Annotated in this window: 21 protein-coding genes; 3 read left to right on the top strand and 18 right to left on the bottom strand. The window is 40.2% G+C overall.

Going from position 1 to position 15,984, the window contains the following annotated elements; genetic code table 11:
* Positions 1-18: 18 nt before the first annotated feature.
* Positions 19-639 carry a YIP1 family protein gene (locus NST15_RS06940; protein ID WP_074042052.1) on the bottom strand — a complete coding sequence of 207 codons (621 nt, stop codon included), beginning with the start codon at positions 637-639 and terminating at the stop codon, positions 19-21.
* 518 nt (positions 640-1,157) lie between these two features.
* Here NST15_RS06940 and NST15_RS06935 point away from each other — a divergent pair.
* Complete coding sequence (locus tag NST15_RS06935; protein WP_008345156.1) at positions 1,158-1,535, top strand: hypothetical protein; 378 nt, start codon at positions 1,158-1,160, stop codon at positions 1,533-1,535.
* A 47-nt stretch (positions 1,536-1,582) separates the two neighbouring features.
* Here NST15_RS06935 and moaD read toward each other — a convergent pair whose 3' ends face one another.
* The 6 genes from moaD to NST15_RS06905 are packed head-to-tail and all read right to left on the bottom strand — an operon-like array spanning position 1,583 to position 5,713.
* A complete protein-coding gene (gene moaD, locus NST15_RS06930; protein ID WP_008345159.1) occupies positions 1,583-1,816 on the bottom strand; it encodes a molybdopterin converting factor subunit 1 in 234 nt (77 codons plus the stop codon).
* Positions 1,809-2,300 (bottom strand): molybdenum cofactor biosynthesis protein MoaE, encoded by a 492-nt coding sequence (locus NST15_RS06925; protein WP_074042053.1) that lies wholly within the window; start codon positions 2,298-2,300, stop codon positions 1,809-1,811. The genes moaD and NST15_RS06925 overlap by 8 nt, the downstream gene beginning before the upstream one ends.
* Complete coding sequence (mobB, locus tag NST15_RS06920; protein WP_342498963.1) at positions 2,293-2,820, bottom strand: molybdopterin-guanine dinucleotide biosynthesis protein B; 528 nt, start codon at positions 2,818-2,820, stop codon at positions 2,293-2,295. Before mobB ends, NST15_RS06925 begins: the two co-directional genes overlap by 8 nt.
* Complete coding sequence (gene glp, locus NST15_RS06915) at positions 2,802-4,076, bottom strand: gephyrin-like molybdotransferase Glp (protein ID WP_048001602.1); 1,275 nt, start codon at positions 4,074-4,076, stop codon at positions 2,802-2,804. Before glp ends, mobB begins: the two co-directional genes overlap by 19 nt.
* 9 nt (positions 4,077-4,085) lie before the next feature.
* Positions 4,086-5,102 carry a MoeB/ThiF family adenylyltransferase gene (locus tag NST15_RS06910; protein ID WP_342498962.1) on the bottom strand — a complete coding sequence of 339 codons (1,017 nt, stop codon included), beginning with the start codon at positions 5,100-5,102 and terminating at the stop codon, positions 4,086-4,088.
* Between the two features lie 29 nt (positions 5,103-5,131).
* Positions 5,132-5,713: a molybdenum cofactor guanylyltransferase gene (locus NST15_RS06905; protein ID WP_019743805.1), complete on the bottom strand. Its 582-nt coding sequence runs from the start codon at positions 5,711-5,713 to the stop codon at positions 5,132-5,134.
* An 83-nt stretch (positions 5,714-5,796) separates the two neighbouring features.
* Between NST15_RS06905 and NST15_RS06900 the strand changes: the two genes are divergently transcribed.
* Positions 5,797-6,714: a hypothetical protein gene (locus tag NST15_RS06900; RefSeq protein WP_008345172.1), complete on the top strand. Its 918-nt coding sequence runs from the start codon at positions 5,797-5,799 to the stop codon at positions 6,712-6,714.
* Positions 6,715-6,776: 62 nt separating this feature from the next.
* Here NST15_RS06900 and NST15_RS06895 read toward each other — a convergent pair whose 3' ends face one another.
* The 3 genes from NST15_RS06895 to ahpA form a co-directional block, all read right to left on the bottom strand.
* Positions 6,777-7,358 carry a hypothetical protein gene (locus NST15_RS06895; protein ID WP_007498648.1) on the bottom strand — a complete coding sequence of 194 codons (582 nt, stop codon included), beginning with the start codon at positions 7,356-7,358 and terminating at the stop codon, positions 6,777-6,779.
* 481 nt (positions 7,359-7,839) lie between these two features.
* Positions 7,840-8,298 carry a TlpA disulfide reductase family protein gene (locus tag NST15_RS06890; RefSeq protein WP_008345174.1) on the bottom strand — a complete coding sequence of 153 codons (459 nt, stop codon included), beginning with the start codon at positions 8,296-8,298 and terminating at the stop codon, positions 7,840-7,842.
* Between the two features lie 276 nt (positions 8,299-8,574).
* The gene (gene ahpA / locus NST15_RS06885) at positions 8,575-9,117 is read right to left on the bottom strand and encodes a biofilm-specific peroxidase AhpA (protein ID WP_342498961.1); all 543 of its coding nucleotides are present in this window, start codon (positions 9,115-9,117) and stop codon (positions 8,575-8,577) included.
* A 271-nt stretch (positions 9,118-9,388) separates the two neighbouring features.
* On the opposite strand from ahpA, the gene NST15_RS06880 reads away from it, so the two are divergent.
* The gene (locus NST15_RS06880) at positions 9,389-10,198 is read left to right on the top strand and encodes a mechanosensitive ion channel family protein (RefSeq protein WP_008347975.1); all 810 of its coding nucleotides are present in this window, start codon (positions 9,389-9,391) and stop codon (positions 10,196-10,198) included.
* A gap of 24 nt (positions 10,199-10,222) precedes the next feature.
* On the opposite strand, the gene NST15_RS06875 is transcribed toward NST15_RS06880, so the two are convergent.
* The 8 genes from NST15_RS06875 to NST15_RS06840 all read right to left on the bottom strand — a co-directional run bounded on the left by NST15_RS06875 (position 10,223) and on the right by NST15_RS06840 (position 15,975).
* Entirely contained in the window at positions 10,223-10,465 is a 243-nt protein-coding gene (locus tag NST15_RS06875) for a YkuS family protein (protein WP_003211408.1), read from the bottom strand.
* Between the two features lie 50 nt (positions 10,466-10,515).
* Positions 10,516-11,694, bottom strand: coding sequence for an N-acetyldiaminopimelate deacetylase (locus tag NST15_RS06870; protein WP_060832294.1), 1,179 nt, complete (start codon positions 11,692-11,694; stop codon positions 10,516-10,518).
* 34 nt (positions 11,695-11,728) lie between these two features.
* Positions 11,729-12,439, bottom strand: coding sequence for a 2,3,4,5-tetrahydropyridine-2,6-dicarboxylate N-acetyltransferase (gene dapD, locus NST15_RS06865; protein ID WP_008347987.1), 711 nt, complete (start codon positions 12,437-12,439; stop codon positions 11,729-11,731).
* A 109-nt stretch (positions 12,440-12,548) separates the two neighbouring features.
* Entirely contained in the window at positions 12,549-13,007 is a 459-nt protein-coding gene (locus NST15_RS06860; protein ID WP_008347989.1) for a flavodoxin, read from the bottom strand.
* A 16-nt stretch (positions 13,008-13,023) separates the two neighbouring features.
* Complete coding sequence (locus NST15_RS06855; RefSeq protein ID WP_008347991.1) at positions 13,024-13,917, bottom strand: hypothetical protein; 894 nt, start codon at positions 13,915-13,917, stop codon at positions 13,024-13,026.
* Positions 13,907-14,383, bottom strand: a complete 477-nt coding sequence (locus NST15_RS06850; protein ID WP_017367153.1) for a flavodoxin — start codon at positions 14,381-14,383, stop codon at positions 13,907-13,909. Before NST15_RS06850 ends, NST15_RS06855 begins: the two co-directional genes overlap by 11 nt.
* A 199-nt stretch (positions 14,384-14,582) precedes the next feature.
* Positions 14,583-14,990: a DUF4275 family protein gene (locus NST15_RS06845; protein ID WP_060832293.1), complete on the bottom strand. Its 408-nt coding sequence runs from the start codon at positions 14,988-14,990 to the stop codon at positions 14,583-14,585.
* Positions 14,991-15,093: 103 nt separating this feature from the next.
* Positions 15,094-15,975, bottom strand: a complete 882-nt coding sequence (locus tag NST15_RS06840; RefSeq protein WP_007498669.1) for a LysR family transcriptional regulator — start codon at positions 15,973-15,975, stop codon at positions 15,094-15,096.
* Positions 15,976-15,984: the final 9 nt, after the last annotated feature.

Raw genomic sequence — 15,984 nt, 5'->3', positions numbered from 1 at the left:
AAACATTCTACCCCCAGCTTACTGCATGTTGATGGTGATCGTAGTTCCTACATATTGAAAAATTAAAGATAATACAAAAAAGACACTCACAATAATCCAAGATATTCTTGGCGAAATGCGGCCGACTTTGATCAATAAAAAGCCTGTTAAAACAAGATTCCAGATCACAAAAAGATCGATATTGGCTAACACGGCATGCCATGGACCAGACATTCGAATGAATGCGTTTAATGAGGTAACCGTGATATCTTTTGGCACATGAAAAAAAATGATCGCCAAATGAGAAATAATCGTACCAATGATCGTAATAGGTGTGATATACAGTACACCTGAAAACAGCTGATGAAATGTTGCATCACCTTTTGCTAAAAAGACGATGAACTTGTATACGGCAGTATTAATGACAATCCCAATGACCAGACCAATGAGCGTGATCACATAAACGAAAGGGATTGGTAAAATTAAATCTGCCCACAATCCTTCATTCACTAGCTGAGACAAATAAGTGACAACAACTGTTAATACAAGCACACATGATAAAGGCCACCAAACGAATGGCTGCTCCCACACTCTTTTTAAATGCTCTGATGGTCTTGTGCTTACGCCTATTATTGTGGGTTTTTGCGTTGTTTCTTTCATCAAATGTCATCCTCTCCATGTGCTGTAAGTATGGAATCGTTTTTTCATACTCTTGTTGTTTCTATTTTATCAAAAGATTGCCAATAAGTGATAGATCATTTGATTTTCTTATTTTCATAGTGATAGGATTGAATCTATTATTCTATTTTCATGAACGACATCCTTCAAATGATACCTTGATCCGACCATATTCATATGAAAAAATCATGATTTTACTGACTGAAAAACAGTTTATGAAGTAAACAACATGTCTTTCGGAATAAATATCCTTTTCCTTTGGATTCAGATGGTCTCATTTAGACACAACAATTTTTTGTTAAAATATTCCTAGTAATTTCAATGAATCCCGGCTTTATAGGACTATGTTTAGCGCCTTTTATAGAACAGATAAGCCTTTAGTATCAATACTTTCATATTAAAAAAATAAAAATAAAAGGATTTTACTTGATCAAATGTTATTTTTTCATATAATGTAAAATAGAGGTAGGTTAAATGATAGTGGAAATGGAGTCAAGTGAATGTTAAGAGAAAAATTGAAAATGCAATTGATTTTACTTTATGAAAAGGAACAAGAAGCATGGCAATACTTTCGAAAGGAAAGAGAACTGATTTATCATGAGCTTAAATTACTTGATATGAAAGAGAGCAGACCTTCTAATGACAAAATATACTACGCAGCAAGGTGTGTAGATATTATTAAAGAAAAAAAGGGAAGCATCGTGAGCACAAAAGAACTAAAAGAACAGCTTCAAGCTCAAACAGATTTCAATGTGAGACGAATCAGCGAATTGTATGATCTCATTCAACAGCTCGATCCTCACATTTCTAAAGCACGCCGGGGATGTTTTATTTACGAAGATCATACCCAAGTACCTCTACAATCTTTTCACACATAAAAAAATTGGTTACAGCCGCTGGCCATAACCAAATCCTCTAATATCTATTATCCACCACTTACAGGAGGAATGAGTGCAACAGTGTCCCCGCTACGCACTTCAGCATTTCCCCTCGTATATATTTCGTTGACTGCAACCATCACGTTTTGTGCAGTATCAACACCATATACCTCCTGTAATTCTATTTTAATCTCATCAACCGTTGTTTGATCTTTTTGAATGATGATTTGTTGTTTACCGGCCTTCTCAGCAAGGCCGGCGAACAATAATACGCTAATCATGCCGCTTCCCTTCTTTCTCGTTAAGTTGGAGAGTACTAGGTTTTCCTTCAGGGTAAGAAACGGTTTCAAGCTGATCACCTATCCAAGCCTCTCCATCTTCCCAGTATTCCTTTTTCCAAATAGGAACTATTTCCTTTATTCGTTCAATCGCATATTCATTGGCTTCGTATGCAGCTTTCCGATGAGGTGATGAAACAGCTATTGCCACTGCAATGTCACATATCTCAAGAATGCCAATACGATGCACAATGGCAGCTTCTGTATCAGGCCAGCGTTTTTTAATTTCTTGTCCAATTTGACTCAACATATTTTCCGCCATTGGTATGTATGCTTCATATGTTAAACGCAGCGTTTTTTTGCCATTTGTCCATTCTCTTACCGTGCCTATGAATGTCGTAATGGCTCCCGCTTTGCGTCTTGTGACATGCTGAATCAATTCATTCACATCAATTGGCTCTTTTGTGATCTTAAAAAGTTCATTCATAAGACGCTTCCCCCTTCAATAAATTAAAAGCAAATGTGATCCCGCGCTTGTCAAATGCTGAAAACACAGGAAACGGGTATTTCTCAGAGAATTGTATTTCTTTATTGAAATAAATGGCTGCTTGTATATGAGAAAGCGTCGAAAGATCAATGAGTTCCTGTTCGTCTTTGACACACAGGATTTTGCGGTAAGGCGCCTGTTTGTATCCTTCGATCAAGACGGCATCTAAAGGAAGATGCTGACACATGTTGATTAGTTGTGTGAATGTCATGTGCCGTATGAAAAAGTGACATTCACCTTCTCCCTCCACACCTGCGGCAAATGCACCCGCTTGAACATATCGATCCGTATCTTTTTGTTTGGACAGACGGTCTGGTTTTCCGCCATGTCCATGATGTTTAAAGCAGCCTAGCTGCATTTCTTCTTCATCCGCCAGCTGACATAATTTTTCGATCAGCGTCGTTTTACCACTATTTTGATAGCCCACGACTTGTAGAATGTTTAATTTGTCATCCAACATGGAGCACCGCCTTCGTGGTGAAATAGCAGAACGCTGACCTGGTCACCTGCACTAAACCCTCTTGTTCCTCCAGGCAAAACAATGAAACAATCAGCATGAGCAATAGATGTCACCGCACTAGATTTATCAAGACCGGTTGGCGTCACACTCAGCTGGCTGCCAGCGAAATCAAGTGATGCTCTAACAAATCGTGTGAATGGATTGGCTTTTGGAAAATCATGTGTCAGCTTCGCCTCAGCAAAAACGGGAAATGGATTTTCTTTCAAACACCATTTATAAATGATCGGTTTGACAAATAGTTCAAAGCCAACAAAACAGGCAGCCGGATTTCCTGACAGCCCATAAAGCAATTGACCATTTGACAACGCAGCAACGGTCGTCACACTTCCAGGTCTCATGGCGACTTTATTAAACAACACCTCTGCACCTAGTTTTTCATAAATAGCAGGTAAAAAGTCAAAATCACCTACCGATACACCACCTGTTGTGATGAGCATATCAACTTTGCTTAAGGCTGCTTTTACGGCTTCATAGCTTTGATCAAAATCATCGGATACACCGCCTAAATCAAGCGGTTCTCCTCCAGCTTCAAGAACCTGAGCGTATACCATGCTTAGGTTACTATTTCTAATTTTACCGTCCACCATGGCATCACTTACTTGTAGGAGCTCGGTACCTGTTGAGATGATACCGATCACCGGTTTTTTGACGACTGGCACAACCGCATACCCGAACGTTGCCAATATCGCCGTCACGCCTGGGGTAACTTTTGAGCCTTTTTTGATCATGACGTTCCCTTTGAGGGTCTCTTCTCCTTGCCGAGAAATATTGTCCCCCTTTTTCAGCCGTCTTTTAAGTGACATCATTGATTTACCGTCTTTTTCAAACGTTTTCGTCAATTCGAGCATGATCACAACATTTGCTCCTTTTGGAATCTTCGCTCCTGTCATGATGCGAATCGCTTGAAAAGGACCGATCGTTTTTGCAGAAACAATACCTGCCCCTATATGATCAATGACCTCAAATTCAATCGGATGCTCGCTCGATGCTTCCTTTGTATCTTCTGCTCGAAGTGCAAAACCATCATACGGAGAACGATCAAAGGCAGGAACATCGTGATCTGCTAAAATATCCTCTGCAATCCATCTTCCAAGGCTGTTCTTTAAAGGAACCCATTCGACTTGTCCATGTTTTTGAAATTGGTGGACTTTCTTTACTGCCTCTTCTACTGGAATTGGCTGTCGTCTTTCCATCACTTCTCACTCCTATATGCCTAGCAGTCTTGCTAGTAATGAATTGGCTACTCTTTCATCATTTGTCCCATGGATTAATACACGTCCTCCTTTAAAACAAACGATACGGTGTCTTTCATAGCGTATATGAATTAAAAAATCGTTCACTTCCACCTCACAAATAGAGGACAGACGCTCTTTTACATGCTGAAATGAAAGGTTTTCTAAATCCTTCGATATGATCTGAATGGTGTCACGCCCGCAAAGAACCGCTGTTTTTTTGCGCTGTTCCTGTAAATATGGATACGTTCTATTTGTGCCGCAAGATGGACAGCTTTCCTGCTTCGTACGAGATACATCCATTTTAAACAAAGACGACTGCCACAAATCAAACGTGACAAACTTTCGCTCCATTTGCTCTTCATGCCCTGTTAAATATTTTAATGCCTCTGTTTGCTGATAAGCCGACACCATTTGGACAGCAGGAGAAATAATACCAGCTGTATCACATGTCAAACCCCCAACAGGCACTGAGGTAAACACACATGATAAGCAAGGTGTTTTGCCCGGCAAAATGGTCATATACATTCCCTGACTGCTCACACAGGCACCGTAAATCCAAGGCGTATTTGTTTCTAAGGATAAGTCATTCATCACCATTCTTGTCTCAAAATTATCAGTCGCATCAATGACGATATTTGCTTTTCGGAATAAAGGTCTTAACAGCTCTACTCCTGCATCTTCAATAATGGCGTGTATGGTCACTTCATGGTTGATCTCTTGGAGACGTTTTTTCGCCGCTGCCGCTTTTGGCACATGCATCTTTGCATCGTGTTCAGTGTACAGCTGCTGCCGCTGTAAATTTGAGAATTCGACATAATCACGATCTACAATCGTCAAAGTACCAATTCCAGATCGGACAAGCCCTTCAGCAGATGCTGTTCCAAGTGCACCAGCTCCAACAATAAGGACATGACTTTCGGCAAGCGCAGACTGCCCTTTTTCGCCTACCGGAGGGAACAAGATTTGCCTTGAATATCGCTCGTTCAATATTGTTCTCTCCTTCTCGTTTTTATGTATCATATCATACCGTTTTCAGGTAAATCGCTTCTTTTATTGATATTGTGAAATTCATTTGGTGCCACGTTCAGTTCGTCGGCTGGAACAACCTGGACGTGAAGTTTTTGTAATAAATCTTTGATAGCTAATTGATTCTCTTTTAAGCACGCAGAAATAAACGGAAGACTGCGGCGGTGATAAAGCGCAAATAACGGCTGTAATCTTTCCTGCACCATCGGGACCACAGCATCTACATGCTCATGGCAATAAGAAGATAAAGCGACGGCTGTCTCTTTTCGTATGAATGGCATATCACATGCCGTCACTAAATACCACTCTGCTTCTTGCTTTTGCATAGCGGTATATATGCCTGCAAGCGGGCCATACCCACGCACCTGTTCATCATCTAACCAAACAGCTTGTTCCCCTCTTGCTTTGAAAAAAGGCAGAAGCTTCGGGTGACTGATGATGATGGTTTCCCCTTTCAAAAGTTGCTCTTTCACATGTTCATATAGTGGTTTCCCCTGATAGACATGACTTGCCTTTGGCTCTCCAAAACGCCTAGAAGCACCTCCGGCTAGTATCACATTCACTATTCTCATCATCTCATCCCCTTTGATATGGTTGTTCTAATCGCACTCATTTCGCATACTTTATTGATAACATGAATAAGGAGGGTCTACCTATGAACCGGCGCCATGCTTCTCCCCTATTCCATGATCTGTCTCAAGAAAATCTATTTTTAAAAGCTGAAACGGCCAAATATCAACAGATGATTTCAGATTTACAGTCCACGTATACCTATGCTAAAAACAAGAAGCTATCTCAAGAATATCATGAGATGAAAAAGGATTTCACTCAATTAAAACAACAATTGGATGAAATGACCATTGACCAAGACGAAGCATCATCTAAAATACAAGATCTCTCTTATAGCAAATCGGAATTATTACATAAAATCGTCCTTCTTCATGAAATGCTGCAAAAGGAAACCTATCATAGACGAAAAGAAACAGAGGAAAAGCACCGATTGCATTTGAAGGTTGTAAAATATAAGGAAATGTCTCAGCAACTACAGGAGCGATTACTAGACCAAGATAAACAGCTTGCAAAAGAGGAGAAAAAAGGAAATACTTTATCCGCTGTGATTGAAAAACTGCAGCAAACTCTAGGCGATAAAAACGCAGAGCTTCATTTATTACAAGAAGGCGTCCGGCATCTACAGGAGCGTTTTTATGAAACACAAGAAAAATTACTGCAAATCGAAAAAGCAAAAGAAGCCATTTTTTATGAAACGCTCACGAGCTACCAAAAACAGTTGGCCGAAAGCGAGGAATGGATCGCTTCTCATTTTGCTGATATCGACCAGTCAGCCCAAACAAATGCCGAGCCGTTCTCACAAGACCCTATTTTACAAACAACCGAAGAAATAGGACCGATTTTGAAGAAACTAAACGAACAAGTAGAAACGCTCCAGGCAAAAGTTGATGCGGTGCAGCGGAGTGGAGAGGTCATGACAGTGAAGATCGATGGATTTAAAAAACAGCGCGACAACATGCCCAAAGAACGAAAGATTGTCTATACAGTTGATCAAAAAAAGTGATTCATTCATCACGTACGCAAGAAAAAACTGCTGGCATTTACGCCCAGCAGTTTCTTTTTTATTTATTCGTCTTCTGTTTGAATGTCGCCTTCTAAAATATACTGTCCGCGATAAGGTTTCTTCACTTCTGGGTACATTTTAATTAAGCTTTGCATAAACGTTGTCATATTTGGAATTTCAAGACCGCTCTCTTTTTCAATCTCTTTTTGAAGTTCAGAGCTTTTAATCGCCGCATTATGACGCTTTAATGTTTTGATTGCAGCTTCACGAAGCTTAGCTGCCTTTGATCCAGGTCTAGCTGTGCCTCTTCTGCGTCTTGTAGATCCTTCAGGAATACCTACAGGTGCACCATTTAGCTGACCTGTTCCTAAAGATGATGTAACGTTTGACTGCGTTTGCGCAGGCTGATTGTAGCTTCTCATTTCTTGTGCAGCCAGCTCAGCTAATACAGGCAGTGAATCTGTTTTTCTCTCTGTACGTACTTCTTTTTTTGTATCTGTGACGAGACCTGTACCTTGACGGTCTAATTCTCTTAGTTTTGCGTAAATCGCATCTCGTTCAATTTGATATTCACGGATGACCTTTACTTCTGCTTCATTTAATTGTTCCAATCGTAAACGTAACGCTTCCCTCTCATTAAACAATGGATTTCCCCCTCATCATATAAAAAATATTCTATAGTAAATATTAGATTAGAAAACTAATTTTATCAACTATTTTTTTATCATTTTACAGTTTGCTATCAGATAGGTATTTCCAACTAAAATTTTGCCAAAGAAGAAAAATCGGCACCCATTTCATTGCCACTATAGGCTTTTGACCACCTTTAAAATATTGTAAAAATTTTGAATAAATGCTTATACTACTTGATTTATATAGTTATTTACCAAACTGAAATTTCTTTTGTGCAAAAACGTTCTGAATAGTAAAAAGTTAAAATCTTTACATTTTCATTTCAAAATAAAAATGTAAATAGGTCATAATACCTTTTTATTTTAGGAAATTTTTTTAATGAAATCCCTCATTTTCTCTTTTCTTAGGCATTCCACCTACAATCATATTCATCCAGTGCAATATGTCTCCTATTTTTCCCCATGAAAAAACCCCCATTCATGGGGGGAAAGCCTATTCTGCAGCCTTTTCAGACTCAGAAAGAACTCGATTGACACGTTTTTCAAGCATTTTCATACCGCTTCCGCCAGCTTGGAAGTGGCGTAAAGCACCTGTTTTATCGAATACATAGTAAGCTGGTACATATTCGTTCTCAAATGCTTCTGTTAATTTATGGTCGCTGTCTACAAAGATTGGCTGAGTGATTTCATGCTCATTTGCAACCTCTTTGATTTTTTCTAGATCAAGGTCATCCTCTGAACGTGGCATGTGAACTGCGATCACGTTTAGTTGATCTTTGTATTCATCACGGAATTGGTTCACTTGCGGCATCGCCTCTTTACAAAGGTGACAGCTAACTGACCAGAAGTGGATCAATGTTGGTTTATCACCAATTAATTCTTCTCTTGTTACTTCTCCATTTAACCATTCTTTTGCACCAGTTAGTTCTGGCATTGGTTGACGTAATTTCATTTTGAAGCGCCTCCATCCATTGTATGTCTCGAAACAAAAAAGTCTAACATCAGTTAGACCCCAGCATGTAGACAAACCCTCGCATTCTTTTTCGGTCCTGCGTGCTGGTGCTCACGGAATGTCACATTCGCTTCGCGCCAGTACTCGTTCTTCCTAGACTTCAAAGGTTTTTTATCACGCTGAAAAGAAGACAAAGGGCTAAAATCAAGTTCATTTTAGCCCTTTGTCAACAATCTGAAGGTCTAACACCCGTTAGACTGTTTCTTCAACTATCAATTAAAGTGTTTTTTGACCAGGTTTCCAGTTCGCTGGGCAAAGTCCACCAGTTTGTAATGCTTGAAGAACACGTAGTGTCTCATCTACATCACGACCGATATTGTTGTGGAATACTGTTTGATATTGAAGTTCGCCTTCTGGATTAATGATGAATAGACCACGAAGTGCAATTCCTTCTTCTTCAATTAAAACACCGTATTCTCTAGATACTGTGTGGTTTGTGTCAGCAGCTAGTGGATATTTTAATTCACCAAGACCATTGTCTTTACGATCTGTGTTGATCCAAGCAAGATGCGTATGGATTGTATCAGTAGATACACCAATGATTTCTGCATCTAAATCTTCAAACTCATCATAACGATCGCTCATTGCTGTAATTTCAGTTGGACAAACAAAAGTGAAATCCATTGGATAGAAGAAAAGAACTGTCCATTTGTCATTCTTGATGTTTTCCTCTAAACTCACTTTACCAAATTCCTTATTAGCAAATACTGCTTCCATTTCAAAACGTGGAGCTTGTTTTCCTACAAAACGCTCTGCCATATGTAAATCCCTCCAAAAATAATATCTTTATACAGACTTCTTAGCTGTATATAAAATGAGAATCAACAGGTTGAATTCTCATTTAGTTAATAACTTCACAAATATAATTATAATACTTAAGCGATTTTTAGTCAATATTAATTAATAATAAATTTAATTAACGATTTGTCACAATCTCTCGCTCCAACTATTAAAAGTTTAACATGACTTGCTTAAGGGAACAAATGATTAGCTTCTCATTTCGCACATACATAGAAAGGTTTTGAAGATCATGAAAGCACTTGAACAAGTAGATTGGGTTTCCATCATCATGAATATCAGTATGATTTTGCTAAAACTCATTGCTATTTTTGTGATTTATTTTATCATCAGAGCGATTGGAAATAAGATGATTAAGCGTGCCTATTCAGCATTCTCTGAGAAGCACGATGTCTCTTTATCACGAGCTCAAACGCTGCAAAGTCTTACCTTAAATATTTTCGCCTACTTGCTGATTTTTATTCTAGTTGTGATGATCCTCGACTTATTTCATTATAACCCAACCGCCTTGCTGGCTGGCGCAGGTGTTGTAGGACTTGCCATTGGATTTGGCGCTCAGGGATTGGTGAGTGATATTGTGACAGGCTTCTTCATACTGCTGGAAAAACAATTTGATGTCGGCGAGTATATAACGGTTGCTGGTTTCGATGGGATCGTTGAACAAATTGGACTGAGAACAACACAGCTTCGAAGCTTTGATGGCACTCTTCATTTCATTCCGAACCGAAGTATACTGAATGTAAGCAATCATTCACGAGGGACGATGCAGGCACTCGTTGATATCGAATTATCCCCAGATGAAAATGTGGATCAGATGATCACCACTTTGCAAGCAGCCTGTGATGAAGTTCGTGAGAGCATGCCGCAAATCATTGAAGGTCCTCAAGTCGTTGGAGTGGAATCATTTGGCTCCTCATCCCTCGTCCTTCGTATCATTGCAAAAACTGAAACGATGGAGCAGTGGCGTGTCGAACGAATTCTACGCAAAAAAATGAAAGAAGCACTCGATCTAGCCAAAGAGCAAAAAGAACCAGGATCATAATATCCTGGTTCTTTTTTGTTAGTTTTATTGAACACGCTGTTCTACTTCTTGACAAATTTCATCAGCCGTCATACCTGACGCTGTAATGACAGATGCCTTTGTCGTTGTGTCTGAAATGCCAAGAACATTTGAATCTAGTCCTGTGACCACATAGCAGTCACACTGATCCATTTGCTGTTCATTTTGAATACGTACGACATCATACCCTTTTTGCTTCAAAAGCTCTTCTACATCGGATAAAGATGGTTCTACACCAATTCTTGTCATAATCAAGAACACCTCCTGTTCATAAGGTGTACAGGAGACCATTTGATTATTCATTCACCTGCTTGCTTTTTAAAATAAGCCGTCATGACGTTCACAGCTGTTTCAATCGCATTTTCGTCAGGCGTGAGTTTTGCATGGTGCAGACCATATTCTGAATCTACCCCTAGCCAAAACATGAACCCAGGGTATTTTTTCAGCATGTAGCCGAAATCTTCTCCTGTCATCGCTTCTCTGCATTCAATGACGTTCGCAAGACCTTCTTCAGCTACATATGACATAAATTCTTCTGTCAAATCCTTTGAATTGTCCACTTCGTAATAAGATGAAGGGTATCGAACTGTCACCTTGCATTCATAGCCAATTTCAATTCCCTTTGCAAGTGCTTCAATTCGTTTTCTCACCTTTTCCATAGACTCTGGCGAGAGCGTGCGAATGGTTCCATCAAGCTTTGCATGCTGCGCAATGATATTTTGAGCAGTGCCACCTGTAATCGTGCCAACTGTAATGACGGCACTATCAAGAGGGTCCACATTTCGTGAAATCACCGATTGCAGCTGCCCTACTAGTGCACTTGCAGCCACCACCATATCATTTGCTAAATGAGGGTATGCGGCATGCCCGCCTTTTCCTTCAAGATCGATCACAAGCTCACTCGTATTAGCAAATAATAGGCCCGGCTTTGTTGCAATCGTGCCGACTGGATATTCAGGTGCAATATGCAGCGCTGTAATAAAGTCTGGCGTCCACTTTTTTAGAACATCACTTGTAAGCATTGGTTCAGCTCCGCCTGGCCCTTCTTCTGCCGGTTGGAAAATAAATAGCAGATCTTCTTTGATTGGCTGATGCACGAAATGATCAATGATACCAAGAGCAATGGTCATATGAAGATCATGTCCACATGCATGCATGTAGCCTTCATGTACCGATTGAAATGGGTAGCCCGTTTCTTCAGGGATAGATAATCCGTCCATATCTGCACGATACGCAAAGACACGCGCAGGATTTGTCCCTTTTACTTTCACAAAAAGTCCAGTCCGCCATGTTTCCATCTCGATTCGATCTGTTGGGTACGATTCGAGATGCTTGATGAGGTAAGCTTGTGTTTTAAATTCCTTAAAACCAAGCTCAGGAATTTGGTGCAAATCTCTTCGAATGGATATTAGTTGCTCACGATTTAACAAGTGAACTCGCTTCCTTTCCTCTATACGAATAAGACGTGGATATATCATCCACGTCTATGTCTTCAGCTGCGAATTGTGTCAATTAAAGCTGACGCAGTTCTTGTTTGATTTCAGTTTTACCTTTTGTTTTTTCATCAATGTCTTTAATTTTCTTTGCAGGTGTACCTGCTACAACCGTGTAAGGCTCGACATCGTTCACAACGATCGCTCCAGCTGCTACAACCGCACCTTTCCCAATTGTCACACCTTCTAAAACAACAGCGTTTGCACCAATGACAACATCATCTTCTACTACAACTGGCTTAGCAGAAGGCGGCTCAATGACACCTGCAAGAACAGATCCCGCACCGATATGACAGTTCTTACCTACTGTCGCACGGCCGCCAAGAACAACGTTCATATCAATCATCGTACCTTCACCGATGACTGAACCGATATTAATAGAAGCACCCATCATGATGACTGCATTATCGCCAATTTCCACTTGATCACGAATGATTGCACCTGGCTCAATACGTGCTTTGATGTTTTTCAAATCCAACATAGGAATCGCAGAGTTACGACGGTCATTTTCCACGACAACATCTTCAATTTTGTCTTTGTTTGATGCTAGAGCTTCTTGAATTTCGCTCCACTCACCGAAGACAACACCAGTGTTACCTGTGATAAATGTTTTTGCATGTTCACCAAATTCAATACCTTCTAAGTCCCCTTTAATGTAGACTTTCACAGGTGTTGATTTTGTACTATTTTGAATAAATGAAATAATTTCATTAGCGTCCATTTGTTTCATGTATGTATGTCCTCCTCTTAATTTATACTTCATTACTGTACCAAAGGAGAGTTTTAATGACAAGTGAAAGAATCGTCTGCGCCTTGGCAAATAAAACAAGCGGGCCTCTTTATCCCGCTTCTTGCTGGTGAAGATGAACAAATTGTCTACCAAAAGAAATCAATTCCTCTTCCTCGTTTCCTTCTGGATTCAGCTCAATTTTGATGGATGGCAGGACGATATCACCGCCCAGCTCCTTCACTTTTTCTTCAATTAAATCCACAGCTCCACAAAAATGTTCATAAGATGTATCTCCAGAACCGAATACAGCAAATGCTTTACCCGTCAAATCAAGCTCTTCCATTTCCTCATATAGATCAATAAAATCATCTGGAAGATCACCATCTCCCCAAGTATATGCACCTAACAGAATGTGCGAGTAATCATGAAGAAGTTCAGCATCAATATCCATCGCTTCATGCCGGTCCACGCTAGCCCCAGCTTCCTTTAACCCTTTTTCGATTAAATCAGCCATTGCTTCTGTATTTCCTGACATTGTGGCATACACCAATAAAACTTTTTTCGTCACTTTTTCTTCCTCCTTATTAATGAATCAGTGCAGGTTCCTCATAAGGCCTGACAAACTTACTTTCATATAAACCCGCACAGAAAAAATTCTCCTTTTGATTGGCGACACGAAAACCATGCCCTTTGATCGTATCAAACCACTTGAGCTCTTTTTGCTCTATATCAAGCTGATACACCTTAGAAAATCCATGCTCGTCCTGTGAGGTGGTCACGTACACAATGCCGTTATCCTCTGACACATCCAAAAATGATTCCTCTCGCGCAAAAGCTTGTGATTGAATATCATGCAGCATATTTGTATGTAAGTCTAAAATTTGAACAGATCCTCTTTTCCCTTTTTTAGAGCCCATCGCACAGACAAGGAGGTGTTCCCCGCAAAGCAACATAGAAGCAGTCATTCGGTGCTCTTCTCTGTTTAGGAGAAAAATCTGTTCACTTTGCAAGTCATACACCCATATTCCTCCATGCACCTCATGAATCTGTGTTCCAATATAAAGATAATCACCGGCTACACATAATGAGCGAATCACAGGGGGCTGATTTACATGAGCAAATGGCTTCATAATTTCCCAGGAAATTCCGAAATCGGTTGACACATAAATACTATGCTTTCCATGTGCGCATACAAACCCATCTTTGCGTCCTGTAATAGACCAAACAACTGCATTTGTCGGAAAAGATGATAGCGCCCACGTGTGGCCCTCATCTCCTGATCGTATGACAGTTCCATTTTCACCAACACCGAACAAATACGGACCAATATAACTGATAGCGTGGATTTTATGCTTAAGCTTAAAAAGCTGCTGCCATCCGCCCTCCACACTGTAATGAAAAATACCTTCTCGTTTGACAGCAACAAAGTAGCCGCCACTTTTAGACGCAGCAACAGCTGTCGCACCTTTATGAAACATGATTTTCAACTCTTTTCTCAGACAATGATGCCCACGTTAAAAAGCTCGTTGCAAACTCCTCACAGCACGCCACATCTTCATCTGTATCTGGCGCAAGTTCCATTTTCAATGTTTCAGGAAATACGGATGCACCTGTCGATTTCAGCATGTCATGAAAGGTATGAACAGCCTCGCAAAACTTCGGATAACTGTAATCGCCTGATCCAAATACCGCCGCTTTGATGTGAGAAAGTTCAAGGGATGAGACCTCTTCATAAAAATCTTCAGCTTCATAAGGTAAATCACCGTCACCCCATGTGTAAGAGCCGATCATGACATAATCGTATGAAGAAAGATCTTCTGCACTTGTGTCGTCAAATTCCATCATCTCTGTCTCTATCCCTTTTCCTTCAAGCGTTTGTTTTAAGATCGCTGCCATATCTTCCGTATTGCCAGACATACTCGCAAATGCAATTAGTGCTTTCATCTATTGGTCACCTCATCTAAATGATAATCATTTTCAATTATTATATGTACACTTTAAATGATAATGATTTTCATTGTCAAATGTTTTATGAAAAGGTGCTGTTCAAAATACACATGACGTACATCAAAAAACCGCTCATTCCAATTGGAAGGCGGCTTTAATTGATCATCACTCTATCTCTTTGTGATGTACTCTTTTTTTATTTCTGAATAAAATATGGACCGCAATCGGTTTCGTGCGTCATCACAAATGTCCAATTTTCTTCCCAATCCATGACATACAGATCGCTATAGTCCATGTGTCCGTCTGTATATGGCAATTCCTTCACTGACAGGTCAGCGGCGTTTTCAAACAGATACGCTTCTTGAGTAAATTGATAAAAAAGAGTACATGTATGCTTTGATTGCTGATGAAAGGCGTTTATCGCTGCCTCTTTTTCAAGGCATTCAACTTTTCCCCAGCTACATAAGTGCCATAGGAAACCATCCATCCCAATCTCTTTTTGTTCTTCTAAAGAAAGATGACTTGCAAAACGTCCACGCCATCTCTCGCGTAAATAAGTTCCCCATTTCGGTATATCCATCTTCTTTTTTCGTTGATTTCTCATCATTTCTTCCAGCTTTCTTCTTTTTCAGTATGAAACAAGTAAATCTATTAGAAACCTAATCAAACTACTTATCCTAAAAAAGCACCTCCTCTTCCAGAAGTACTTACACTGCCTCACTTTCAAGCATTTCTTTCACCACACCAACAAATGCTTGAACTTGTTTTAACTGAAAAGAGGCTTCATATCCTAACAGCCACGTGTCACGTCCGATTTGCTCTCCATTTGCGTCTACGAGCGGGGTTTTGTGTACGCTTTTCTCATGATCATATAGGGTGACCGAAGGCAAAATGGCGTAGCCGATACCGTGATAGGCCATTTGTTTACATGTCTCAATCTGGTCCACAAGAATCGTCTGTTTTGGCGACACTTTAAACTTTTGATGCCACCAGTGCTGAATTTCTTGATAATAGGTGCTATCACTTTTAAATTGAATAAACGGGCGTTCTGTCTCAATTAACTCATCCACGTCCTTGATGACAGAATCGACTAAATATAAATGATCGGTCATTAAGTATTCCTTTGTGCCCTTCCAATCAGGATTCCCGCGAATGATGCCGATGTGGACATGGTCTTCATACAGACTTTTAAGCATCTCACTGCTCCAGCCTGTCACAAGAGATACTTTGGCATTTGGGTATTTCTCGACATACCGCTTCAACACCTTTGGCAGCCAGTGCTGACCAATAATGGACGCAACTGCAAGCTTGAGTGTACCGTGAATGTCTCCTTCAAGCTCGTCAATTCTCTCTCGCACTCGATCCTGCTCAGTCGTGACCTCTTTGGCGAATTGAATAATCTGTTCGCCAGCTGAAGTGACTGTCAAGCCTTTTTGTGAACGAAAAAAGATTTTGGTTCCCCACTCTTTTTCAATCGTTTGCAGCCTTTGAGATAAGGCAGGCTGAGAGACAAAGAGCCGCTCTGAAGCCTTTCTCATATTCAATTCCTCACTAAGTACAACAAGCATATGTAACTCTTGAAGCTGCATGGGCGCCCT

This window comes from Bacillus sp. FSL R5-0820, from assembly GCF_038593385.1.
GTDB classification, from domain to species: Bacteria; Bacillota; Bacilli; order Bacillales; family Bacillaceae; genus Bacillus; species Bacillus altitudinis.
The sequence above is the reverse complement of the archived record's forward strand: the minus strand, read 5'-3'. Positions and strand labels throughout refer to the sequence as shown.